Raw genomic sequence first — 23,189 nt, forward strand, 5'->3', positions numbered from 1 at the left:
TCAAAAACAGGTTCTTAAACGGGCATTGCATCGGTACTCTCCCCCAGAAAATCGCTGTCTTTTGGATTGCCCATATCGCACCTACGCTAGTGGGCGCACATCGAGGGCCCTTTTGTCGATTGGACGAGCCGAGATGAACTGCTGAGAAAGCAAGTGCTGAAAGCCGCGATTCAGCTCCGCTCGATGGAACCGCCGCAGCGGATTACAAAGGCGGCCATTATGCAAATAGTTGGACATCGCTCCTTTGCTGTCCATCTGCGGGATGGAAGGCTCCCGAGGGTAGAAGACGCGCTTCAACAGTCGGTTGAAACAGTCGAATCCATCCAGTGCCGACGCGTCCGCTGGTTTTATCAAAGGTGGCCGTCCGACATCCCACTGACGGTATGGAGGCTGGGCCACGAAGCGGGCGTTCAGTCGGGGCGGACTAGAGGCGCCGGCGGCCGCGCTTGTAGCGCGACTAGTTGACGGTTGGGGACCAGTAGACTTAGCCATGCCCCCGGGGTGCGAACCGGCCCAAACGGCGCAGGAGTCAAGCCAACGCATTTGTGGTGTTTGATATCCGCCGGAAGCTCAAAGTTGGCTCCGCCGGTCACTCCGGTGCCCGTGGACAACGGGACTATCCAGGTTCGCATGAAAACTATGCTCGGCCGCGTTTTCCAGGATAAGGCCAACGCGTCTGCACGTGAAAAGTATCTTGCAAGACGCCTTAACTGATCAATTCATTCTGATCCTCGCCACCTCGTCATGTGTGGCCGTAGCGGCAGCGTGGAGGCGCTGCAATGCATCGCAAACAGCGTGCAGTTCGTTTCTTACGCCGATGGCCGAAACAGGGTCGATCATGTCGACGCACGCAGCCATGGCACGAGTACATCCTTCATCGATCACCCGACAAGCTTCGTAACGTTCAGCCGCAGATTTTGCCCGTGTATCGTCCATAGGCCAGCCTCCTTTCAAATGAGTGACACTGCGTTGATCTTCCCGCTTCATTAAGGGCCAGGATTGCCAAGCGGGAACGCGTCCTTGGCGGGGCGATGCCGTCTGTCATTTTTTGCTTGCGGTCCGCTTTACCGCAAGCTGCGGCCCGTCAAACTTGGCCTTCAGGCGGCTGGAGTGGGTCGGGTGCGGCCGATCGCCCGTAGGACAGCGGTCGGCCAGCAAGGGACGTTCGACACCGGCGTTCAGATCGATGAAAATCAAAGCGGATAACAACAATCACCGAACAACCACGGACAGCCGATGCTGACAAAATTCCGCGTGTGTATGCAGGAGACCAAACGTTGGACGTTTAGTTTACCAACGACAAAACTGATTGCATTTGCTTTGGTGGGTACGTATCTAGCTATATTGCCCCTGTTTCTTTACGCGCCATTTGCTTCGTCCGGACAGGCGCTTGGCGGGCCCGATTTGGGAAGGCACGATATCCTCAAAATGGTCCTGATGGGCTGTATTGCGGCTCCCCTCATCGAGACGGCGATCAATCAGTGGGGATGTCTTAGGCTGTTGAAAAAACTCCATTGCAGAACCGGTGTAGCGATCTGTATCTCCGCTCTGATTTTCGGCCTTAGCCATGGTTACAGCGCGCCGTACGTGTTCTTGGGAACCCTTGTGGGTGCCATATTAGCCATGGTTTTTGTGATCGAGGATGCGCGGAAAGGTCATCCCTTTATCGCAACACTCGCTGTACATGCTCTGCGTAATGGAATAACAGCGGCCCTTACGCTAGCCGCCTTTTGATATTGGATCATTGCTGCGTGGCGAGGCCGGAAGCCCGTGACACTCTTACTCGAGGTGATCGAGCGGCGTGCCTTCCCCGCATCCCGGCGGCCGGGACGAATACGCAAATCGCATGAGTCACTGGCCGGCCAGGCCAGGAAGCTTTGACGGGCGTCGCCTTGGACGCTGAAGTTGGTGTGCACGATGCCGGGCGCAAGTATCGGCGGCTCAGGCGGCAACAACAAGCGGCTTAGCGGTATAGCAGTGTGTAGCGGGTCGTCGTTCATTGCAGCGCTCATCGCTGATTTTCGTCCAGTTTTGATCCGCCCCGTGCGGCTGAACTGTATGTTGAGCACCAGCCCGTTCTGAGAGCGCTAGCGTAGGTTGGCAAGCTTACCAGTACTTGCTTTGCCGTAGCGCACAGCGACCGACTCACCGACAAATCGATCGCTTCAGTACTCGCAAACCACATCACAGCAGCAAGGCACAGTTAGCCCGCGACCTCGCAACACGCAAAGGTCGCGGGCTGCGCTCATTCGGTGTCAGCCCGGATCAGACTTTCGACAACTCGCCATCGACCAGACGCCAGAGACCGCGCGGATTGTCATGCTTCAACGCTTCGGGAAGTAGATCGTCGGGGAAGCCCTGATAGCAGACCGGCCGCAAGAAACGTTCGATCGCACTCATGCCGACTGAAGTGAAGCGGCTATCGGAAGTCGCGGGGAATGGGCCGCCATGAATCGATGCATACGACACTTCTTGCGGGTGCGCGAACGCGTTGACCACGATACGCCCAGTACGACGCTCGAGAATTGGCAACAGGCGCGCGGCGAGTGCGTGATCGGCCTGATCGATCTGCATCGTCGCGGAGAGTTGGCCGCGAAACTGCTTCGCGATCGCAATGAGCTGCTCGATATCCTTCACGCGCACCAGCAGCGCAGCAGGGCCAAACACTTCTTCTGACAACGACGCATCATCAAGGATCCGCGCACCGTCGACTTCGAAGAGAACCGATTGCCCGTCCCACGCTCCTTGCGCATCGCCGCCCGCGGCGATGCGCTCTGCACCGGCTTCGAACTGACGCTCCACGTTCTTGCGATATGCCGTGTTGATCCCTGGTGTCAGCATCGTGCGCGCTTGCATCGCTTCGACGCGGGCGACCATCGCGTTCTTCAGTTCGACATAGCCGGGGCCGCCGATGGCGAGCAGAATTGCGGGCTTAAGACACGCCTGACCGACCGTGACCAGCATGCGTTCCGTAAAGCCATCGCCGATATTGCCACCGCGCGCAGCGAGCGCAGCCGGCAGCACGAACGTCGGGTTGACGCTCGTCATTTCGGTGAAGACGGGGATCGGATCAGGACGTTGTTGCGCGCGCCGGAACAGCGCCATGCCGCCGCCTTCCGAACCCGTAAAGGTCACGCCCTTGATGAGCGGATGATCGACCAGCGCCTCGCCGATTTCATTACCGCCACCGCGGACCAGAGAGAACACGCCTTCGTGCAGGCCGGAATCCTTGACCGCCTGCTGGATCACGCGGCCCATCAGCTCCGATCCGCCAGGATGCGCGTTGTGCGCCTTCAGTATGACGGGACAGCCAGCGGCCAGCGCCGACGCCGTGTCGCCCCCTGCGACTGAATACGAGATCGGGAAGTTGCTTGCACCGAAGATCGCAACGGGACCGAGCGCGATCTTCTGCAATCTATGATCCATCCGCGCGCGCGGTTGACGCTCCGGCTGGGCGGGATCGATGGTCGCCTGACGAAAACGTCCCTGACGGACGACAGTCGCGAACTGACGAAACTGGGTCGCGGACTTGGCGGCTTCGCCTTCGAGTTGCGCGACGGGCAAACCTGATTCAAGCGCAATACGTTGCGCGAGTTCTGGCGTGATCGCGTCGAGGCCGTCGGCGATGCGTTCAAGGAACGCGGCACGATCTTCGAGGCTGGTGTTGTTGTAACTGTCGAACGCATCATCCGCCAGTTGCGCGGCGCGATCGATTTCCGCGTTGCTGCCGAATGCGAAGGACGGTTCAATTTCGGCGTTCGTCGCCGGGTTCAGCGCCTTCATGGTGCCAGCGGTCGCGGACACTTCCTGCGCGCCGATCAGCAAATTACCTGTGAGTTTCATGTTGGGTCTCGACGCGATTCAGGCGGTGGTGTTGGTGTTGAGGGCGCCGATGAGCTCGGCTGTCGTCAGGATCTCGTGGGCGTACGTCGGGCCGTTCAGTTCGTGCGCGGAGCGCATCATTTCCTGCGTGAAGGCGGCTGTTGCGTCGCGCACGAGCGTGACGTGATAGCCGAGTTCCATCGCGAAGCGGCTCGTGGATTCAATGCAGGTATTGGCCAGCAGACCGACGACGATCACGTGCGTGATGCCTTTCTGCTTCAACTGGAAGTCGAGATCGGTGTTAGCGAAGCCGCTCTGGGCCCAGTGTTCCTTGATGATGATGTCGCCTTCCTGCGGCACGAAATCGGGGTGCCATTCGCCACCCCATGTGTCCTTTGCAAAGGTGTGGCGTTGCTGCACGAGGCGTTGGGTCGGGTTCGGATGATCCCAGTTCTCGTAGTCGCCGGGTTGCCAGCGACGGTGTGGCACGTAGAACACCTGGACATCCGCCTCGCGCGCGGTCGCGACCATGTCGCGCAGGTTGTCGAGGAGGCGGACGTCGTCGGCGATTGCCTTGATCATCGGGAACAGCTTGCCGCCGTCCGAGAGAAAGTCGTTATATGGATCGACCAGCAACAGACCAGTGCGCTCCGCACGATAGATGAGATTAGCCATTTCGTTTTCCAGTTAGAAGATCTTTGCGAACAAGTTCGCGTTTCGTCGGCGCCGACATGCTTTTGTCAAACGATTCGTGACGTCTCACGCATCGCATTCAGTGCAAGCAGGATATAACTATGAAAAACATAGTGTCAAGTGCCGGATAAGTTGCGACGAGGTTTGATAGTTGGGCGAGCCCCTCCTCAAAGCCCGCGTGATGCCCGCATCACCGGCGTTTGTCCACGGGCCAGCTCTCTCAAAATCTGTTACTATGTAATTCATAGTTTGAGCGGAGAAGGGTTGTGGCACGTGATTCAGAAGCGGCAAATACCGTATGTCCGGTCGCGCGGTCCCTGGATGTTGTTGGTGATCGGTGGACAGTCCTGGTTCTGAGAGAGTTGTCGATGGGCGCGACGCGTTTCGAAGAGATACAGATCCAGACCGAAGCGACGCCGCAGATGCTGGCGTCGCGTCTCAAATCGCTCGAGGCCGGTGGGATGATTGAACGTCACCCGTACAGCGAGAGGCCTCTACGTCATGAATATCGACTGACAGAGAAGGGGCGATCGTTTTATCCGGTTATTTACGCGTTGCGCGCGTGGGGCGAGACCTGGTGCAAAGATCAGAACGAGGAGATCGCAACGCGTTTTGTCCACCGTGAGTGCGGTCACGATGTGGGTCTGGGTTCGGTATGTCCGAAATGTGAGGTGCCTGTCGAACGTAAAGATCTTGATGCGTCGATGAGCAATCAGTTTGCAACCGAACGAGCAGAGCGGCGCGCGGCATTCAAGAGAAAGTAGGCAGGTCCGCGCTGACAATCGGGATGATCGGAGGCCGGCTTCACGCTTCCTGGCAGAGCAATCGCAACAATGCAGACGGTCGGTGAGTCGGCGTCGTATCGAGTTGAGTTGTCTGTCCATGCTGCGCGCCGCCCCGGTCACCTTGAACTCAATTCTGTCGCTTGGCGTTGATTGCAGCTTGTCACCAAGCTCCACTGAGCACAACGAACGCAACGACAATTTGCCGTTGGCAAGAGCAAAAGTTTCCGCCTTGGACAACTGGAGCAACAAAAGACAATGAAGCAGTCGAAACTCGATCTCTCGCGATTCCCTCAAGCATCCCTGCGCGAAGGCTTTTCGCCCATTCAGCATCGTCCCCGTCTGAGTCGAGAATTAGGCGGCCCCGAAATCTATGTGAAGCGTGAAGATCTTGACGGCTTGGGCGGCGGCGGAAACAAGCTCCGCAAACTCGAATTTCTTATCGGGGAGGCGCAGGCGTCTGGCGCAGACACAATCATTACCGTTGGTGGCCGCCAGTCCAATCACGCGCGACTCACCGCGGCAGCGGCTGCTCGTGCAGGTTTGAAGTGCGAGCTTGTGCTTTCACGTCTGGTGCCTATCGAAGACGAGGACTATGTTAACAACGGCAACGTGCTGCTGGACGTTTTGTTCGGCGCCGTCATTCACGATATTCCCGGCACCGTTAGCGCGCTGGATTTTGCAGAGGAGCGTGCCGCGAAGCTTAGATCGCAAGGCAGCCGTGTCTACGTGTGTCCGCTTGGCGGATCGAGCCCGGTCGGCTGCCTCGGCTATGCGGCTTGCGCGGCCGAGATCGACGAGCAAGCCGCCGAACGAGGTCTTTCATTCGATCGTATTGTCGTTGCGAACGGAAGCGGGGGGATGCAGGCAGGTCTCGTGGCGGGATTCATTGCAATGGGCAAGGCTCCGGGCGCGATCGTTGGCTACACGGTCTTGGCGCCGCTAGAAAAAGCATTGGCGACAACTTTCGAGAAGACTCAGAAAACCCTTGAACTGCTCAATCCTGACTTATCAGTTCCTGCAGATGCAGTAGCAATACGAGGAGAGCAGCTTGGTAGTGGATATGGCCTGCCGACAGCGGCCATGCGAGAAGCGCTCAGCCTCGCCGCGACATTCGAGGGACTTCTGCTAGACCCTGTCTACAGTGCCAAGGCGTTCGCTGGCTTGATTCATGAGATCAGAGCGGGTGTACTGCAGCCCAAACACAACGCGCTATTTGTTGTCAGTGGAGGCACACCGTCATTGTTTGCATATCGTTGGGCATTGCAATAACAGAATTGCTCCGCTGCGGTGTTTGTGCCGCCGTCGTTCTGCATCAGCTCTTTGCGGATCATGTGCGCGATTTCGATGCCGGACAGGATGATGCGCGCACAGCGGAAATCCTTGAACCCATCATCGGTCTGATGATGCGTTTGATGGCGCGGTGGTCCTGCACGGGCAGATGAAGAGTGACGGTGGTCGGCATAGTTCAGTCGCCTAGCAGTTCTACGATCTTGCGAAATAAGCAACCCTATTCGTGCCGTCTCGACTTTCCTGATTTTCGTTACCGCGACAGATCCGATCATGGATGGTTTGGCAGGACTCTGGCCTTATTTCGGGCAGCTGGTGGCGATGCAGGTGCGCGCGTGGCTGGTTGCGCGGCCACTGGCGCGTTTGCTGTTGATGCAATTGGGGCTGGCGCTGGCGGCAGTGCTGCTCATCGGTGTCTCGTAGAACAGCTTGCCGGCGCGGCGCCCGGCACCGCTGCGTTTTTCAGTGGCGATCAACGTCGATCTTTTTGACCATTGATCTGCGCGGCGCAATCAGGCGGTAACCGCTAGAATTGCGGCTTTAGTCCGGAATACGCCAATGTCTTTTGCCTCGCTTGGCCTGATCGATCCCTTGCTGCGTAATGTGCAGGACCTCAATTACCAGACACCTACGCCGGTGCAGGCCAAGGCGATTCCTGCTGTGCTCAGTGGCAAGGACGTCATGGCTGCGGCACAGACCGGCACTGGCAAAACGGCGGGTTTTGCGCTGCCGCTGTTGCAACGGCTGGTGCAACACGGCCCGGCGGTGTCCAGCAACCGCGCGCGTGTTCTGGTGCTGGTGCCCACGCGTGAACTGGCCGAACAAGTGCTGCAAAGCTTTATCGATTACGGCAAAGGCCTCGACTTACGATTTCTGGCCGCCTACGGCGGTGTGAGTATCAACCCGCAGATGATGACGTTGCGCAAAGGCGTGGATGTGCTCGTTGCCACGCCGGGCCGTTTGCTAGATCTCAATCGCCAGAACGCAGTGCAGTTTGATCAAGTACAAACGCTGGTGCTGGATGAAGCCGACCGCATGCTGGATCTGGGCTTTGCGCGCGAACTCAACGCCGTTTTTGCTGCCTTGCCCGCTCAGCGCCAGACCCTGCTGTTCTCTGCCACGTTTACCGATGATATCCGCGCCATGGCGGCGGGTATTCTGCGCGGCCCGGTCAATATCAGCGTCAGCCCGCCCAATGCCACGGCCAGCAAGATCAAGCAGTGGGTGGTGACGGTGGATAAAAAGAACAAGCCTGACCTGTTCATGCACCTCGTGGCTGAGAACAACTGGCAGCACGCGCTGGTGTTCGTCAAAACCCGCAATGGCGCGGATTACCTGACGGCCATGCTGGATGAAGCGGGCTATGCGGTCGACACCATCCACGGCGACAAACCGCAGCCCGCGCGCCTGCGTGCGCTGGAGCGCTTCAAGACGGGCGAAGTACATATGCTGGTAGCCACCGATGTGGCTGCGCGCGGGCTGGATATCGACGACCTGCCGCTGGTGATCAACGTTGATCTGCCGATCGTGGCGCAAGACTATGTGCACCGTATTGGCCGTACCGGCCGTGCGGGCGCCAGCGGCGTGGCGGTGTCCCTTGTGTGTGCCGATGAAGCGCCGCAACTGGCCGCGATTGAAGCGCTGATCCGGCAAACGCTGCCCCGTGAAGAAGAGCCGGGTTTTGAAGCCGAACACCGCGTGCCGCAAACTAGCGCGACGGGCCAGATCATCAAGAAACCCAAAAAGCCTAAGAAGCCGAAAGTGCCGCAAGCTGCGCCGGGCGCCATGCAGGTGCTCAGCAAAAAACCGCACGCGCAAAGTGGCGAAAACAAACGCAAGCCCGCGGCGCAGCGCGCTGTGGCCGCGGGTAAAGGCACAAGCAACCCATTCAGCGCGCAAAAGCCGCGCAGCAAACCCGCCAGCAAGCCAGCTGCGGGTTCACGTAAGCCGGCGGGCAAACCCGCTGGTGGCCGCGGCAAACGCCAACCCTGAGCCGTGGGGATGAATAACGCCAGCCCTGGAACAGGCTGGCGGTTTGCGGACTGCTGGCAGGCAGCGGCGCGGCTTCGGCGTGCATCAGGTCGGCGGGTAACGGCGCACTGAATTCAGGGTCGGTAACAACTTCGGGGCCGAACGGACGTTGAAATCATGGGTAGCGAGCCTCCGATCGAGGTCGTTTCTGGCGAATGTGTCCGCTTCTCACACGAAAGCCGTCATTTGATCGGCTCATTGCGAACTACCGCTTTGGGTCCGATTTATGCATTCGCTTACTCGCTGCGATCAGCGAATGGTTGACGCGTGCGTTGGACGGAGTTCGGCCGAGAGCCGTCATTCACCGTATGTTCGCTGGCCCCGCAGCCGGAACGCCCGGTGCGCCAGTGCCCGCCTCGCTTTGTGGCCGGTGGGCGCCGCAAAGCGCAAGCGGCTCTTCACTCGTGCGGCCAGAAAAGAGACAGCCTTGCACGTCTGGTCGGCTATCATGCCTATCCTCTCCGAAGTAGCTCCTTATGATTTCCGTCCGTAATGTCACGCTGCGCCGCGGCGTCAATGTCGTACTCGACCACGCGTCCGTCACCTTCACCCCCGGCGAAAAGATCGGCCTTGTCGGCCGCAATGGCGCCGGCAAGTCGTCCTTCTTCGGCCTTCTCAACGGTACGCTGCACGAAGACAGCGGCGAGTTCTCGATTCCCGCTGCATGGAAGATGGGCCAGGTCGCGCAGGAGATGCCGGAGACCGAGCAGAGCGCGACCGACTTCGTAGTCGAGGGTGACACCGTGCTGCTGGCCGCGCAGGCCGAAGTAGCTGCCGCTGAGGCCAGCGACGATGGCATGCGCATGGCGCACGCCTACATGGACCTGCACGACGCTGGTGCACACGATGCCCCCGCACGCGCCGAAGCGCTGATCCAGGGCCTTGGCTTCAGTGCTGCGCAGCTTAGCCAGCCGGTCAACAGTTTCTCCGGCGGCTGGCGCATGCGACTGCAGCTGGCGCGCGCGCTCATGTGCCCGTCCGACTTGCTGTTGCTCGACGAACCGACCAATCACCTCGACCTTGACGCGCTAGTCTGGCTGGAAGCGTGGCTCAAGCGCTATCAAGGAACCATGGTCGTGATCAGCCACGATCGCGAATTCCTCGACGCGGTGACGCAGGTGACGGTGCACGTCGACAACGCCAAGCTCGTGCGTTATGGCGGCAACTACAGCAAGTTCGAAGACATGCGTGCTGAGCAACTCGTGTTGCAGCAGGCCGCGATGGCCAAGCAGGGGGACAAGATCGCCCACCTGCAGAAATTCATCGACCGTTTCAAGGCCACGGCCTCGAAGGCGAAGCAGGCGCAGAGCCGGGTCAAGGCGCTCGAACGCATGGAGAAGATCGCACCCGTGCTTGCCGACGCAGAGTTCACCTTCGAATTCAAGGAGCCGCTCAACGTTCCGAACCCGCTGTTGTCGATGCTGGACGCGAACTTCGGCTACCCGGCGCCGACCGATGCACCGCCGGGCACGCCGCCGACGGTCATCGTGCGGGGCATCAACCGATCAGTGCTGGCCGGGCAGCGCATCGGCATCCTCGGTGCCAACGGCCAGGGCAAGTCCACGCTGGTGAAGACGGTGGCGCACGAGCTGGCGCCGATTGCCGGCGAAATCAGCGAAGGCAAAGGCCTGAACATCGGCTACTTCGCACAGCAGGAACTCGACGTGCTGCGACCTCTGGACACGCCGTTGGAACACATGATCCGCCTTGCCAAGGACACGCCGGCGAACATGCGTGCCCCCGGCCAGAGTGGCACCGAACAATCGCTTCGCACCTTCCTCGGCACCTTCAACTTCAGTGGTGACATGGTCCATCAGGCGGTCGGCACGATGAGCGGCGGCGAAAAGGCGCGGCTCGTGTTGTGCATGATCGTGTGGCAGCGTCCCAACCTGCTGCTGCTCGACGAGCCTACCAATCACCTCGACCTGGCCACACGCGAAGCGCTAGGCATGGCACTCAACGAATTCGAAGGCACCGTGATGCTGGTCAGTCACGACCGGGCCTTGCTGCGCGCCGTATGTGATGAGTTCTGGCTGGTTACCAAGGGCGGCGTCGAACCCTTCGACGGCGATCTGGACGATTACCAGCAGTTCCTGCGCGACGAAGCCCGTAGCATGCGCGAGCAGGCTGCCGGAGAGCAGAAGGTCATCGCCTGAGTTACCCCCTGGCAGCTCAACATTGAGAGCGGTCGTCATCAACGCCACGGTGAGCATGACGGCAGCGGGTCGGCTTCGCCAGTTTGAGGCATCGCGAAAGCGGTCACTCACGAGCGACTGTGATGCTTCCTGTCAGATGACCGCAATGGCCGACAATTCCCCGGCAGGAAGCGGCCCATACGAATGGCCGCTCCGGTTTGGAAGCTGCGATAGCGCTCGCATCGAGTCGAAGGGCCGCTAGGGTCGAACAGCGCCCGCCGATGACAGTGGTGAGCTGACAGGTTTGCGGCAGTCTCGCTGCCGCACTCGATGCCGGCTAACATCATGACTGGCATCCGGACTCGATTCATATCCGGACCAGGCCATTCGATCGACATGGGGCGGGGCCTTGACCATCCGCAAGCTGAAGATTCGCGTATTCGCGTTCTGCGTAGCGGGCGCGTTATTGAGCAGCGTGGCTGCATGGGCAGACGAAGTCAAGGTGATGATTTCGGGCGGGTTTGCGTCAGCCTATCGCGAACTGGGCCCACAATTCGAAAGGGCGACAGGCCGTAAGCTAGTCACCGTCTGGGGGCCCGCGGTGGGTACCGCCGCGAATGCGATCCCTGTGCGGCTTGCGCGCGGCGAGTGGGCCGATGTGCTGATCCTGGTCGAGTATGCGCTCGACGAACAGATCAATGCCGGCAAGGTCTTGCCGGACAGTAAGGTGGACTTCGCACGCTCGGCAATCGGTATGGTGGTTCGCCAGGGGACGCCGAAGCCGGATATCAGCTCGGTGGACGCATTGCGGCAAGTGCTGCTCGCAGCAAAGTCCATCGTCTATCCGGACAGCCCGAGTGGCGTCTTTGTCGGCCGCGAACTGTTCTGGCGTCTCGGCATCGCGGGGCGGATGGAGAGCAAGAGCCGCATGATTCCTGCCGCGCAGGTCGCCGATGCCGTCGCGAATGGAGAAGCTGAGATCGGAATTCAACAGGTCGTCGAACTGTTACCGGTGAAGGGGGTGACGGTCGTCGGCAGTTTGCCCGGAGAAGTGCAAAGCTATACGGTGTTCTCCGGGGGCATCGCCACCAATGCGAAAAATCCAGCCGGTGCCGAGGCGCTGATCCATTTTCTGTCGTCGCTGGACGCGACGCCCGCGATTTCGAGGACTGGGCTCGAACCGCTTTTGGCGACGCCTCCGAAATGAGCGAAAAGCGTGTTCTCAGCGGCATTTCTCCCGATCACAGCTGCTTCGCTTCTGGTCTCGCCACCGCTCTATCCGCGCCCTGAGGCTGGAAATGATCCACTCAATCAGCGGACGCGCCGTTTTGCTCGACAGACCTTGATTTCCGGCTAACCCGGTAACGGCAACCGCGCAATCCTCTCCGCCTCCGCGCGCTTGAGCCCAAGTGCCTGTAGCACGACCGCCGCAGCGCGCTCAGCAAAGTTCAGTTTTCCGAGTCCAGATGCCTTCTGCCGCCGGACCGCTGGTGTGACAGAGGCGGAAAAGTGCAACTCAGCGGCGATCGCCGCGAAGATGATGCCCGTAACGGAAATGAGACACAGGAACTGGTCCGGGACGACGAAGCGTTTCGCGGAAATGCCATTTTGACTATCGCGCAGCAGTCGCTGACCGAGACCCCAGTTCAGCGCACGCACCGAAAAACCCTCGCGGATCAGGAGCTGTCCCCACACCGGCTCGCGGCGGGCGCGCATCAGCGTATGGCGCACACAGACAGCGACCACTTCGGCCGGGTCGGACAGTCCGCTGGCCAGGCGGTCAAGCGAATCAGCGAACTCCTCGAATACCCACTCGACGAGCGCGGCGAAGATCCCGTCCTTCGACTCGAAGTGATTGTAGAAGGAGCCGAAACCGACGTCGGCGGCCTCGGTAATGTCGTTGATGGCAACTGAACCCACCCCTTTCTCGGCCATTAGCCTGAGCGCAGCGTCGAGCAGGCGGGCTCGAGTCTCCCGCTTGCGGCGGGCGCCGCGCGGCTGGCGCCCTTCGGTCGCCTCGCCCGAAGCTGGCGGCTTTTGTGTGCGCTGCCGGGTTGCACGGGAGTTCGGGGTATCAGGCATCTCGGTTCCAGATTTCTGTAGCGTCGCATTGTAGATTTATGACTCATGATTGACAATATCATCAGTTATGGGATGTAATGTCACTGTCGCAAACGGATCAGCGACCGCATGGACAGACGAATTGAGTTGCGACGGTGCCTGGAACAGGACGTTGCAGCGCTGAAGATGAGTCGTCCACTGCCGTTTCGGTCCACCAGCGCCGGACTCGGGGCGAGGATCTATTTGACGCTCGTTCTCTAGCTGTTTCGTGGGGAGTGTCCGCGTGCGATGACGAAGTACGAAGAGTTGCGAGCGGCTTGTATCAGACGCAGCGAGTAGGAATACTAAGTTACAGGCATGCCGAATCGAGCGCTAGCGCGCTTGGCAAAGCATGCCGCCAGACTCACCTTGTCTTCCGATGCCTCGCCCATTTTATTGCTGGACCATCACCTGCCTTGTGAACATCGTGAAACTTTCCGGTCTTAACGCGCAGACGCTTGCGCGTCCCTTCCTGCCGTCCGTCGTCCAGCCATCCCTCCCAGGACGTCTTCTGATTGCGGCTTGCGGCGCAATGCTGCTAGCGGCCTGCCACCCGCGCGAAACCGTCGCTCCCGAGCCCAAGCCCGTCGTCGCTGTCACGGTTCATCCCGACGGGCGCACGGTGAGCGCCTCGTTGCCGGCTCAGGTACAGGCGCGGTATTCCACGCCTCTTTCGTTCAGGGTTGGAGGCAAGGTCACCGAACGGAGGGTGCGCATCGGCGATGCCGTCAAGGCGGGACAGACCGTTGCGCTGCTCGACCCCACCGACCTGCGCAATAACCTGGTCAACGCGCGAGCGCAGCTCGACGCCGCCGAACATCGTCTCGTGTACGCCAAACAGCAGATCGATCGCGACCGCGTTCAGGCGCAGGCAAACCTGATCGCAGCGGCGCAGATGGAGCAGACCCAGGACGCCTACGCTTCCGCCCTCGCGCAGCGCGATTCGGCGCTAGCCCAGATGGCGCTCGCCACGGATCACCTGCGCTACGCCACGCTTACGGCAGACCACGACGGCGTCATTACGTCGGAGGACGCCGACACCGGCCAGAACGTTCAGGCAGATCAAGCCGTCTATCACCTCGACTGGACGAGAGACGTGGATGTTGTCTGCGACGCGCCCGAGCGAACGCTTGGCGCATTGACCATCGGCAGCAATGCGCGCGTAAGCCTGTCTGCGCTGCCCGGTAAGACCTTCGAGGCGCGCGTGCGCGAAGTGTCGCCCGCCGCCGACCCGCAAAGCCGCACCTGGCGCGTGAAGCTCACGCTGGCCGCGCCAAGCCCCGAAGTTCGCCTCGGCATGACGGCCAATGTCACGTTCGATGCCGTCGGCGACGCGCCAATGGCGCGTCCGTTCGCGCTGCCTGTAACGGCGCTCTTTCATAAAGGCGAGGACCCCGCTGTGTGGGTGGTGCGCGCGGGCAGCGACACCCTTGAGCTGCGCCCTGTCAGCATCGCGCGCTACGACGAGCGCACGGTCTCCGTCGCCGGCGGCCTGCACGACGGCGACCGCGTCGTGATGCAGGGCGTGCACGCAGTGAGCGCAGACCAACACGTGCAGGTGGTGGCTCCGTTGCATCCCGAGGATTTTTCGTCATGAACGCACGCGACCGTGAAACCGCGCGTGACAGCGCGCCCGTCACCCCGTCCGACGCCGAGGCACAGGGCGAAGGCGGCTTCAATCTCTCCGCGTGGGCGTTGCGCCATCAGCAGCTGGTGATCTTTCTGATCGGGCTTGCAACCCTGTTCGGCGTGATCGGTTATACGCAGCTTGCCCAGTCGGAAGATCCGCCGTTTACGTTCCGGACCATGGTGGTCAAAACTTACTGGCCGGGCGCGACCGCCCGCGAGGTGCAGGAACAGATCACGGACCGGATCGGCCGTCAGTTGCAGGCGGCACCGTACGTCGACAACATCAAGAGCTACTCGCGGCCCGGCGAGTCGATGATCTTCTTCGCCATGAAGGACTCGGCCCCGGTTAAGGAGGTCCCAGAGACCTGGTACCAGGTGCGCAAGAAAGTGGCCGACATCGCGGCGACGCTGCCCAAGGGGACGGTTGGACCGTTTTTCAACGACGAGTTCGGTGACGTCTACACAAACATCTACGCGCTTGAAGGCGACGGCTTTACGCCTGCGCAACTGCACGACTACGCGGACCAGTTGCGCACGATCCTGCTGCGCGTGCCCGGCGTTGCCAAGGTCGACTACTTTGGCGACCCGGACCAGCACATCTTCGTCGAGATATCGAATGCAGAGCTGACGGGGCTCTCTATTACGCCACAGCAGCTCGCCCAGGCAATCGACGCACAAAATATCGTTGCACCCGTTGGCACCATTACGACGGCGGACGACCGGGTGTTCGTGCGCCCGAGCGGCGCGTTCAAGGACGTGCAGGCGCTCACCGACACGCTCATCACCGTGAACAAACGCACGTTCCGGCTCGGTGACATCGCGAAGATCACGCGCGGCTACGACGATCCGCCCGTCACCCAGATGCGCGTCGGGGGGCAGGCGGTGCTGGGCATCGGCGTGACGATGCAAAAAGGCGGCGACGTGATCAGCCTCGGCAAGGCGCTCGACGCGAAAGCCGCCGAACTGCAGGCGGCCATGCCGGCAGGACTCAAGCTGGCTCCCGTCTCGAGCATGCCTCACGCGGTCAAGCATTCGGTGGACGAGTTCGTCAGGTCGGTCGGCGAAGCGGTAGCAATCGTGCTGGTCGTGAGCCTCGTTTCGCTCGGCCTGCGCACCGGCATGGTCGTCGTGATCTCGATTCCGATCGTGCTCGCCGTGACGGCGCTGTGCATGCATGTGTTCAATATCGGGCTGGACCAGGTATCCCTTGGCACGCTCGTGCTCGCGCTGGGGCTGCTCGTCGACGACGCGATCATCGCCGTCGAAACGATGGCCGTGAAGCTCGAGCAGGGGTGGAGTCGCACGCACGCAGCGGCCTTTGCCTACTCGAGCACGGCATTCCCGATGCTGACTGGCACGCTCGTGACGGTCTCGGGCTTCCTGCCGATCGCGCTCGCGAAATCGAGTACGGGCGAATACACGCGCTCTATCTTCGAAGTGTCGGCCATTGCGCTGATCGTTTCGTGGTTCGCGGCCGTCGTGCTGGTCCCGTTGCTCGGCTTCCACATGCTGCCGGAGCGCAAGGCCCACTGGCGCGACGGCGCTCATGACGAACATGACGTCTATAACACCGGCTTCTACCGGCGCCTTTCGGATTGGGTCACGTGGTGTATCGAGCGCCGCTGGGCCGTGCTCGGCGTCACTGCCGTGCTCTTTGCGATCGCGATGGCGGCCTTCACGCGCGTGCCGCAGCAGTTCTTCCCCAACTCTGAACGGCCAGAGTTGCTCGTGGACCTGCGGCTGCCGGAAGGCGCTTCGTTCGAGGCGACCCTGCGTGAAGCGAAGCGCCTGGAAAAGGCGCTCGACGGCCAGCCCGCGATCGAGCACTTCGTGGACTTTGTGGGCACCGGCGCACCGCGCTTTTACCTGCCGCTCGACCAGCAGCTTCGGCAGCCAAACTTCGCGCAGTTCGTGATCACGGCCAAAAGCGTCGAAAACCGCGACGAGTTGATGCAGTGGCTCGATGCCAAACTCGGGAGAGAGTTCTCCGGTGTGCGCACGCGTGTGGCGCGACTCGAGAACGGTCCGCCCGTGGGCTTCCCGATCAAGCTCCGGGTGAGCGGCAACGACATTGCGACCGTGCGCTCAATTGCTGAACAGGTCGCCGGGAAGGTGCGCGCCGATTCCCGCACGCGCGATGTCCAGTTCGACTGGGACGAGCCGGCGGAACGATCGATCTCGTTCGAGATCGATCAGAACAGGGCGCGCGAGCTTGGCGTGTCGTCGGAGGACGTATCGAACTTCCTGGCCATGACGCTTTCCGGCTATACGGTCACGCAGTTCCGTGAGCGGGACAAGCTGATCAACGTCGATCTGCATGCGCCGAAGAGCGAACGGGTCGATCCTGCGCAGCTCACGAGCCTCGCGATTCCGACGCCGAACGGCCCGGTCCCGCTCGGTTCCCTCGGACATGTTCGGGACGCGCTCGAGTATGGGGTGATCTGGCAGCGCGACCGCCAGCCGACGATCACCGTGCAGGCCGACATTCGGGGCAACGCGCAGGGCATCGACGTGACCCGCGATATCGAGCACGCACTCGCGAAGCAAAAAGCCACGCTGCCGGTCGGCTATCGGATCGACGTGGGCGGCTCGGTCGAAGAAAGCGTGAAAGGCCAGACCTCGATCAACGCCGAGATGCCGCTCATGATCATCGCCGTGCTGACGCTGCTCATGATCCAGCTGAAGAGCTTCCTGCGGACGTTTATCGTCGTGCTGACAGCGCCGCTCGGGCTGATCGGCGTCGTGGCCGCGCTGCTCCTGTTCGGCAAGCCATTTGGTTTCGTCGCGTTGCTCGGCGTGATTGCCATGTTCGGCATCATCATGCGCAACTCCGTGATTCTGGTCGACCAGATCGACCAGGACATCGCGGCGGGATACGGGCGCTTCGACGCGATTATCGGTGCAACCGTAAGGCGCTTCAGGCCGATCATGCTGACGGCTGCAGCCGCCGTGCTCGCCTTGATTCCGCTCTTGCGTTCAGCGTTCTTCGGGCCCATGGCGACCGCGCTGATGGGTGGTATCACGATCGCCACGGTACTGACCATTTTCTTCCTGCCGGCGCTCTATGCGACGTGCTTCAGGATCCGGCGCGATGAGCGCGGGATGCAACCGGTTGTCGTCGAGCATACGGAGATCTGATCATGAAGCTTGCCTGTAAGACATCCGTTCTCGCCGTGGCTACGGCGCTCGCACTGGCGGCCTGCTCATTCGGTCCCAGTGGCGAGCCTCCGGTGATGCCTTCACCCGAGCACTTCGGGGCGCAGGCGCAGCCCTCGAAGACTGTTGCCGCAGGCGGTATCGCGCAGCAGTTCGATATCGGCGCGACGTCGATGCCGCAGTGGTGGCGGCTTTACCGGTCCGACGCACTCGATGCACTCATCGATGAAGGCTTGCGCAACAGCCCGACGCTTGCAGGTGCGCAGCGAACGCTTGCGGCCGCGCAAGAGGAACTGCGCGCGCAGGTCGGTTCATCCACGCTGCCATCAGTCGACGGTGTCGCCCAGGTTGAACGCGCGCGTTCACCCGTCGTGCCGGGGCTCGGCCCTGAGCAGGTGCAGTACAACTTTTTCGCCGGGCAGCTTCAGGCGCACTACACATTCGACTTCTTCGGCCAGACGCGTTACGCAAACTCGGCGAGCGCCGCTCGCGTGAACGTGCAGGCGTATGAACTGGAAGCGGCCCGGCGCGCGCTCGCGGCAAACATCGTCGGCACGGCGATCAATGTGGCGGCGCTCGATCGCCAGATCGCACTCACCGAACGGCTCGTCGCCGTGGCGAGCGCAACTGCAAACGAGGATCAGCAACGGTACGCGCTCGGGTCCATTTCGCATGTGCAGGCGCTCAACTCGACGCAGGATGCAGATTCGATCGCGGCGAGTCTTCCGGCCATGCGCCAGCAACGCACCTCAGCGGTCCACGCGCTGGCGGTACTGATGGGCCGGACGCCCGATAACGCACCGACCGTTCCTGACCTCGACAGCCTGGCGTTGCCCGAGCATGTGCCCGTCGTTGTGCCGTCGGATCTGCTGCGTTCGCGTCCCGATATTCAGGCAGCCAACGCCGCCGTGAAGGCCGCCGCGGCCGACGCTGGCGCTGCTACCGCGCAACTCTTTCCGAGCCTGTCACTGACGGGCTCGATGGGCCGTGGCGGCTTTAGCTGGCCTGCGGTGCTCTCAGGCGCGGGCGGCCTCTGGGCGATCGGTGCGGGCCTGTCGCAGCCGCTCTTTCACGGTGGGGCGTTGTTCGCGCAACGCAGAGCCTCGATCGATACCTACGATGCGGCGGTTCTGCACTACAAGTCGACGGTCCTGTCGGCATTCCAGGATGTCGCGGATTCGCTTGCCGCACTGGACAACGACGCGCAGACGCTGGCATCGACCGAAAGAGCGGCACAGACAGCCCGTACGGCATTCGACGAAACGACGTCGCGCGCCCGCCTGGGTTCCCTGCCGTCAACGGCACAGCATGCCAGCGAGCAGCGATTTCTCAATGCACAGCTTGGCGCCGTACGCGCCGGGAGCCAGCGCATGAGCGATACTGCCGCACTGTTCCAGTCGATGGGCGAAATGCCGGCCGATCCGCCGCACGTGACGTCAAGAGAATGAACTTGATTCCGTCAGGTCGGGGAGCGTCGCGATGAACCGGTTCGCACGCCATTGGGTGACGCTTGCGGTGCCAGGTCAGCCCGGACCAGTTCGTTATGCAAGAAAGAGGGTACGCCGTCGGCTTAAGGAATTGAGCCGGCGCTATCGCCTGCGCCGGATGGCGACGAATTTCTCCGCTTGTCGCGTCCCAGTATGGAACATCTGAATCTGATTGCCTGCCACGAGTGCGATCTGCTATTGCGCAAGCTTCCACGGCTGCAGGGCCTTGCACGCGCTGCGGAGCGGGGCTGAAAGGAATGCATCGCACCGGCGGTTGAATGGAGTCCAGACCCAGAAACAGATTCATAGACAAGACCAGCCGGAAAGCACCGTCGCTCATCGTGCCGGGGCGATGGCTCCAATCCCGTCACTTACCTTATCGTCGCCCGCCTCATTCCCCATCGACTTGCGCCTCGACGAGCGGTAACGCTCGCATTGCAATCTTCTCCGCTTCCGCGCGCTTGAGCCCGAGTGTTTGCAGAAGCGCTGCTGCCGTGCGCTCGGCGAAGTGCTCTCCGCTGAAACCAAGTTCGTCGAGCAGTTGCGCCGCCGGCGCGCCCGGCGCGACGAAATTCAGTTCGGCCGCGATTGCCGCGAGCACGGTGCCGCCCACCGAAAGAAAGCCGATGAAGGGGTCGGCGACCATAAAGCGCTTGGCGGCGATGCCATTTCCGATATCTCGCAGCAGCCGCTGACCCAGCCCGCGGCTCAGCATGCCCGCCGAAAACCCTTCGCGTATCAGGAAGCGTCCCCAGACGGGATCGCGCCGCGCACGCATCAGGGTATGACGCACCGAGACGGCGATCACTTCTGCGGGGTCGGACAGGCCCCCCGCGAGGCGATCGAGCATGTCGGCGAATTCCTCGAACACGTTGTCCACAAGCGTCGCGTAGATGACTTCTTTCGACTCGAAGTGGTTGTAGAACGAGCCGAAGCCGACGTCGGCGGCCTCGGTAATTTCGTTGATAGCTACGCCTTCCATGCCCTTTTCGGCCATCAACTTCAAGGCAGCGTCGAGCAGGCGGGTGCGCGTTTCGCGCTTGCGACGCGCGCCACGCGGCTCGCGTTCTTCGGGAACGGCAACCGGGGAGACGGACGCCGCACGGGTAGGGCGCTTTGCTGTCGGGCGATTTGAAGTGTTCGGCATGATCGGTCCAGTTTTGGCCATACCGAAGTATAGATGCTATTGTCTATGTTGACAAAACACTCAATTATGAATTTAATGTCATTAACGGACGCCTAGCGCCGGTCTAACAAACAACAGACGGAGTGACTGTGGAGACAGCAGCAAAAGATGGTTCCGCGCCTTGCAGCCGGGAAGGCGAGGGTCGTGCGCCGATTGAGGCATTGCCGTCGGCCGTAGATGTTTTATTGGTGGGTTGCGGACCGGTGGGTGCCACGATTGCGAATCTGTTGGCACGACACGGCGTGAACGTGATGGTTGTCGACAGGTCGACTGAGGTATTCATGGCGCCCCGTGCGATCGCGCTCGATAACGAAGCGCTGCGCATCCTTCAGCTTGCCGGCGTTGAGGAGAGCGATTTCGAGACGATTGCCATACCGTACGTCCGCATGCGATCGCCCATGCTGGGCCTGTTCGGCAGGGTGAATTCGCTGGGCAGTCTGGATGGCCACCCGAAGCTCGTCACCTTCTACCAGCCAGACCTGGAGCGGTGTCTGCGCGCCCGGCTCGAGACATACGACTGTGCGCATATCGCATTGGGGGTCGAGCTCAAGAGCTTCACGGAGGAACGGGATCACGTGTTCGCATCGTTAGATCTTGGCCAGGGGCGCACTCATCTGGTACGGGCTCGCTATCTGGTTGGCGCGGACGGGGCGAGTTCATTGGTACGTCAGCTTATCGGGCAGGAATTCAAGGGCAAGACGTTCGCCGAGGACTGGCTGATCGTCGATGCCCGCCACGTACCGCGTCCGATCGATCACATCGAGTTCATCTGCGATCACCGTCGGCCGATCCCACATATGGTCGCGCCTGGCGGCCGTGAACGCTGGGAATTCATGCTCCGGCCTGGCGAGAATCGCGAGGAAATGGAGTCCGAGACGCGTATCCGCGAATTGCTTTCCCCCTGGGGCAATGTGGAAGACATGATCATCGAGCGCAAGGCCGTGTATCGCTTCCATGCGCGCGCTGTCGATGCATTCAGCAAGGGCCGGGTGTTCCTGGCTGGCGACGCGGCCCACATCACGCCGCCATTTGTCGGGCAGGGGTTGGTAGCAGGTCTTCGGGACGCTGCCAACCTTTGCTGGAAGCTCGCATGGGTGGTGCAAGGACGTGCCGATCCAGGGATTCTCGATACCTATGACGAGGAGCGGCGCCCGCACGCGAAGGCGATGATCAACCTCGCGAAGTTCATGGGCAAGCTGGTCATGCCCCGAAGCAGTGTCGTCGCCTTATTCACTCACGGGTTCATGCGTCTGTCGAGACTGGTGCCGCGCCTGCGCGCGCAATTCGAGGAGTTGCAGATCAAGCCGAAGAATGCATTCCGTCGAGGGCTGTTCGTTAAGGGCCGCTCGTCGGCGAAGCTCGTTCGTGGCGCTGTCATCGCGCAAGGCTGGGTGAGAGGTTCGGATGGCACCACCCGTCTGAGCGACGACGTGCTCGGACAGGGCCTCACGCTGATCGGGTTCGGCGTGGATGCGGCGGCTGCGCTCGAGCCCGCGACCGCCGCAGCGTTTGCGCGTGCCGGAGGCAGTGTTGTCCAGATTGCCCATCGGGGGCAACGGCTGCATCTTGCCTCGCGCGACAGCTGGGAAGACCTCGAAGGCGTATTTCTTCCCGGGCTGGTGCCTTTCGGGTGGGCTGCCGTAGTCCGGCCCGACAAGACGATCGTCCACGACGGTCCGGCCACGGACGCAAACCGTATCGTGCGCGAGAGTCTTGCCTTGCTGGGTAATCCCGTGAGCGTGCGGACACCGGAAGTCGAAACCGCTATTCGAACCGCCTGATTTCTTATCCGTTATGAAACTGACCACTGCACAGCCGGCTCGTCACCCTGATCCCACGACGAAAGCGTCGGCATTAGCCTATCTGATATTCGACCGGCCGGACCTCGGGAAAGCCGAACAGTTTCTCAATGATTTCGGGCTACAGACCGTATCGCGAGGTGAAGCGCTATTGCTTCTGCGGGGAACGGGCGCTGCGCATTTTTGCTATGTCGTCCGGAAGGCGCCGAAATCCCGGTTCGTTGGTTTCGGGCTACAGGTCGACAGCAGGGCCGATCTTGATGCACTTGCACTGCTGCCAGGCGCCTCCGAGGCCGAACGGTCGTCCTTGCCAGGTGGCGGCTATATCGTACGGTTGACCGACCCTTCCGGGTTTCGCGTCGATGCAATATGGGGCCAGGCGCCAGCATCAACCCTATCCCATCGACCGCCATTGCCGTTTAACTCTGTGGATGCGGCCGTCCGGATTAACGGGACGCAGCGTCCGCCTGAGTGCTCACCCGAAGTTATCCGGCTCGGGCATATCGTGCTCGAACTCGCCGACTATCAGGAAACCTGCGCATGGTATACGCAGCATTTCGGCTTCATCCCGAGCGATGTGCAGGTGCTTCCCGATGGCTCACCCGTCGTCGCGTTCATGCGGCTCGATCTTGGTGACAAGCCGGCCGATCACCATACGCTCGCGCTTGCACAAGGCTTCCTGCCCACCTACAGCCATAGCGCCTACGAAGTCGTCGATGCAGACGCGGTCGGCATGGGCCAGCGTGTCCTGCGCGAGAAGGGCTGGACGCACGCGTGGGGAATCGGACGCCATATCCTGGGCAGTCAGATCTTCGACTACTGGCAGGACGCGTGGGGCGACAAGCACGAGCACTATTGCGACGGCGATCTTTTTACGTCCGATGCGACGACCGGTGTCCATGGCGTGAGCCGTGAGGCGATGGCGCAATGGGGACCGACAATGCCGCGCAGTTTCACAAAACCCAAATTCACGCCCACGAGCATCGTGGCGCTATTCAGGAACCTGCGTCGCAGCCCCGACCTGACGCTGAGCAAGCTGCGCTCGCTGGCAAAGATTTTCGCCTGAACCAATCCCTTCC

At 61.3% G+C, this 23,189-nt stretch carries 18 protein-coding genes and 1 pseudogene; 13 read left to right on the top strand and 6 right to left on the bottom strand.

Annotation, left to right across the window (positions count from 1 at the left end; all coding sequences use genetic code 11):
- Nucleotides 1-153: 153 nt before the first annotated feature.
- On the top strand, nt 154-465 hold the full coding sequence (locus tag HF916_RS52125; protein WP_168792746.1) for a hypothetical protein: 312 nt from the start codon (nt 154-156) through the stop codon (nt 463-465).
- A 249-nt stretch (nt 466-714) separates the two neighbouring features.
- On the opposite strand, the gene HF916_RS31290 is transcribed toward HF916_RS52125, so the two are convergent.
- A complete protein-coding gene (locus tag HF916_RS31290) occupies nt 715-936 on the bottom strand; it encodes a hypothetical protein (RefSeq protein WP_168792747.1) in 222 nt (73 codons plus the stop codon).
- 300 nt (nt 937-1,236) lie between these two features.
- Between HF916_RS31290 and HF916_RS31295 the strand changes: the two genes are divergently transcribed.
- Nucleotides 1,237-1,734, top strand: a complete 498-nt coding sequence (locus HF916_RS31295) for a CPBP family intramembrane glutamic endopeptidase (protein ID WP_168792748.1) — start codon at nt 1,237-1,239, stop codon at nt 1,732-1,734.
- Nucleotides 1,735-2,265: 531 nt separating this feature from the next.
- On the opposite strand, the gene HF916_RS31300 is transcribed toward HF916_RS31295, so the two are convergent.
- Nucleotides 2,266-3,843, bottom strand: a complete 1,578-nt coding sequence (locus tag HF916_RS31300) for an aldehyde dehydrogenase (NADP(+)) (protein ID WP_168792749.1) — start codon at nt 3,841-3,843, stop codon at nt 2,266-2,268.
- Between the two features lie 18 nt (nt 3,844-3,861).
- A complete protein-coding gene (locus HF916_RS31305) occupies nt 3,862-4,497 on the bottom strand; it encodes an isochorismatase family cysteine hydrolase (RefSeq protein ID WP_168792750.1) in 636 nt (211 codons plus the stop codon).
- A 386-nt stretch (nt 4,498-4,883) separates the two neighbouring features.
- Between HF916_RS31305 and HF916_RS31310 the strand changes: the two genes are divergently transcribed.
- Nucleotides 4,884-5,279: a winged helix-turn-helix transcriptional regulator gene (locus HF916_RS31310; protein WP_240975768.1), complete on the top strand. Its 396-nt coding sequence runs from the start codon at nt 4,884-4,886 to the stop codon at nt 5,277-5,279.
- Between the two features lie 276 nt (nt 5,280-5,555).
- Complete coding sequence (locus tag HF916_RS31315; protein WP_168792752.1) at nt 5,556-6,569, top strand: D-cysteine desulfhydrase family protein; 1,014 nt, start codon at nt 5,556-5,558, stop codon at nt 6,567-6,569.
- A 2-nt stretch (nt 6,570-6,571) separates the two neighbouring features.
- Here HF916_RS31315 and HF916_RS49965 read toward each other — a convergent pair.
- Nucleotides 6,572-6,729 (bottom strand): annotated as a pseudogene (locus HF916_RS49965) (IS6 family transposase); the annotation flags it as partial.
- Between the two features lie 131 nt (nt 6,730-6,860).
- On the opposite strand from HF916_RS49965, the gene HF916_RS31320 reads away from it, so the two are divergent.
- The 4 genes from HF916_RS31320 (at nt 6,861) to HF916_RS31335 (ending at nt 11,960) form a co-directional block, all read left to right on the top strand.
- Nucleotides 6,861-7,010 (top strand): hypothetical protein, encoded by a 150-nt coding sequence (locus HF916_RS31320; RefSeq protein ID WP_168792753.1) that lies wholly within the window; start codon nt 6,861-6,863, stop codon nt 7,008-7,010.
- A gap of 135 nt (nt 7,011-7,145) precedes the next feature.
- Nucleotides 7,146-8,579, top strand: coding sequence for a DEAD/DEAH box helicase (locus HF916_RS31325; protein WP_168792754.1), 1,434 nt, complete (start codon nt 7,146-7,148; stop codon nt 8,577-8,579).
- Nucleotides 8,580-9,094: 515 nt separating this feature from the next.
- Nucleotides 9,095-10,774, top strand: coding sequence for an ABC-F family ATP-binding cassette domain-containing protein (locus HF916_RS31330; protein WP_168792755.1), 1,680 nt, complete (start codon nt 9,095-9,097; stop codon nt 10,772-10,774).
- 388 nt (nt 10,775-11,162) lie between these two features.
- The gene (locus HF916_RS31335; protein WP_168792756.1) at nt 11,163-11,960 is read left to right on the top strand and encodes a substrate-binding domain-containing protein; all 798 of its coding nucleotides are present in this window, start codon (nt 11,163-11,165) and stop codon (nt 11,958-11,960) included.
- Nucleotides 11,961-12,106: 146 nt separating this feature from the next.
- On the opposite strand, the gene HF916_RS31340 is transcribed toward HF916_RS31335, so the two are convergent.
- Nucleotides 12,107-12,835, bottom strand: a complete 729-nt coding sequence (locus tag HF916_RS31340) for a TetR/AcrR family transcriptional regulator (RefSeq protein WP_168792757.1) — start codon at nt 12,833-12,835, stop codon at nt 12,107-12,109.
- Nucleotides 12,836-13,385: 550 nt separating this feature from the next.
- On the opposite strand from HF916_RS31340, the gene HF916_RS31345 reads away from it, so the two are divergent.
- Genes HF916_RS31345 through HF916_RS31355 form a run of 3 tightly spaced genes read left to right on the top strand, consistent with a single transcriptional unit; the run spans nt 13,386 to nt 19,086 of the window.
- Entirely contained in the window at nt 13,386-14,450 is a 1,065-nt protein-coding gene (locus HF916_RS31345; protein WP_431311458.1) for an efflux RND transporter periplasmic adaptor subunit, read from the top strand.
- Nucleotides 14,447-17,620 carry an efflux RND transporter permease subunit gene (locus HF916_RS31350; RefSeq protein WP_168792759.1) on the top strand — a complete coding sequence of 1,058 codons (3,174 nt, stop codon included), beginning with the start codon at nt 14,447-14,449 and terminating at the stop codon, nt 17,618-17,620. Before HF916_RS31345 ends, HF916_RS31350 begins: the two co-directional genes overlap by 4 nt.
- 2 nt (nt 17,621-17,622) lie before the next feature.
- Nucleotides 17,623-19,086 carry an efflux transporter outer membrane subunit gene (locus HF916_RS31355; RefSeq protein ID WP_168792760.1) on the top strand — a complete coding sequence of 488 codons (1,464 nt, stop codon included), beginning with the start codon at nt 17,623-17,625 and terminating at the stop codon, nt 19,084-19,086.
- 430 nt (nt 19,087-19,516) lie between these two features.
- Here the strand turns inward: HF916_RS31355 and HF916_RS31360 are convergent, their stop codons facing one another.
- The gene (locus HF916_RS31360; RefSeq protein WP_168792761.1) at nt 19,517-20,272 is read right to left on the bottom strand and encodes a TetR/AcrR family transcriptional regulator; all 756 of its coding nucleotides are present in this window, start codon (nt 20,270-20,272) and stop codon (nt 19,517-19,519) included.
- A 191-nt stretch (nt 20,273-20,463) separates the two neighbouring features.
- On the opposite strand from HF916_RS31360, the gene HF916_RS31365 reads away from it, so the two are divergent.
- Together HF916_RS31365 and HF916_RS31370 are read left to right on the top strand one after the other, a co-directional pair.
- Nucleotides 20,464-22,092 carry a bifunctional 3-(3-hydroxy-phenyl)propionate/3-hydroxycinnamic acid hydroxylase gene (locus tag HF916_RS31365; protein WP_431311459.1) on the top strand — a complete coding sequence of 543 codons (1,629 nt, stop codon included), beginning with the start codon at nt 20,464-20,466 and terminating at the stop codon, nt 22,090-22,092.
- Between the two features lie 13 nt (nt 22,093-22,105).
- On the top strand, nt 22,106-23,176 hold the full coding sequence (locus tag HF916_RS31370; RefSeq protein ID WP_168792763.1) for a VOC family protein: 1,071 nt from the start codon (nt 22,106-22,108) through the stop codon (nt 23,174-23,176).
- The last annotated feature ends 13 nt before the right edge of the window (nt 23,177-23,189 follow it).

This window comes from Paraburkholderia aromaticivorans (assembly GCF_012689525.1).
Lineage (GTDB): Bacteria > Pseudomonadota > Gammaproteobacteria > Burkholderiales > Burkholderiaceae > Paraburkholderia > Paraburkholderia aromaticivorans_A.

What these genes read in the sequence shown, in the direction of transcription:
- HF916_RS31290 (WP_168792747.1), bottom strand. Translation starts at nt 936, where the DNA reads ATGGACGATACACGGGCAAAATCTGCGGCTGAACGTTACGAAGCTTGT.
- HF916_RS31295 (WP_168792748.1), top strand. Translation starts at nt 1,237, where the DNA reads ATGCTGACAAAATTCCGCGTGTGTATGCAGGAGACCAAACGTTGGACG.
- HF916_RS31300 (WP_168792749.1), bottom strand. Translation starts at nt 3,843, where the DNA reads ATGAAACTCACAGGTAATTTGCTGATCGGCGCGCAGGAAGTGTCCGCG.
- HF916_RS31305 (WP_168792750.1), bottom strand. Translation starts at nt 4,497, where the DNA reads ATGGCTAATCTCATCTATCGTGCGGAGCGCACTGGTCTGTTGCTGGTC.
- HF916_RS31310 (WP_240975768.1), top strand. Translation starts at nt 4,884, where the DNA reads ATGGGCGCGACGCGTTTCGAAGAGATACAGATCCAGACCGAAGCGACG.
- HF916_RS31315 (WP_168792752.1), top strand. Translation starts at nt 5,556, where the DNA reads ATGAAGCAGTCGAAACTCGATCTCTCGCGATTCCCTCAAGCATCCCTG.
- HF916_RS31320 (WP_168792753.1), top strand. Translation starts at nt 6,861, where the DNA reads ATGGATGGTTTGGCAGGACTCTGGCCTTATTTCGGGCAGCTGGTGGCG.
- HF916_RS31325 (WP_168792754.1), top strand. Translation starts at nt 7,146, where the DNA reads ATGTCTTTTGCCTCGCTTGGCCTGATCGATCCCTTGCTGCGTAATGTG.
- HF916_RS31330 (WP_168792755.1), top strand. Translation starts at nt 9,095, where the DNA reads ATGATTTCCGTCCGTAATGTCACGCTGCGCCGCGGCGTCAATGTCGTA.
- HF916_RS31340 (WP_168792757.1), bottom strand. Translation starts at nt 12,835, where the DNA reads ATGCCTGATACCCCGAACTCCCGTGCAACCCGGCAGCGCACACAAAAG.
- HF916_RS31345 (WP_431311458.1), top strand. Translation starts at nt 13,386, where the DNA reads ATGCTGCTAGCGGCCTGCCACCCGCGCGAAACCGTCGCTCCCGAGCCC.
- HF916_RS31350 (WP_168792759.1), top strand. Translation starts at nt 14,447, where the DNA reads ATGAACGCACGCGACCGTGAAACCGCGCGTGACAGCGCGCCCGTCACC.
- HF916_RS31355 (WP_168792760.1), top strand. Translation starts at nt 17,623, where the DNA reads ATGAAGCTTGCCTGTAAGACATCCGTTCTCGCCGTGGCTACGGCGCTC.
- HF916_RS31360 (WP_168792761.1), bottom strand. Translation starts at nt 20,272, where the DNA reads ATGCCGAACACTTCAAATCGCCCGACAGCAAAGCGCCCTACCCGTGCG.
- HF916_RS31370 (WP_168792763.1), top strand. Translation starts at nt 22,106, where the DNA reads ATGAAACTGACCACTGCACAGCCGGCTCGTCACCCTGATCCCACGACG.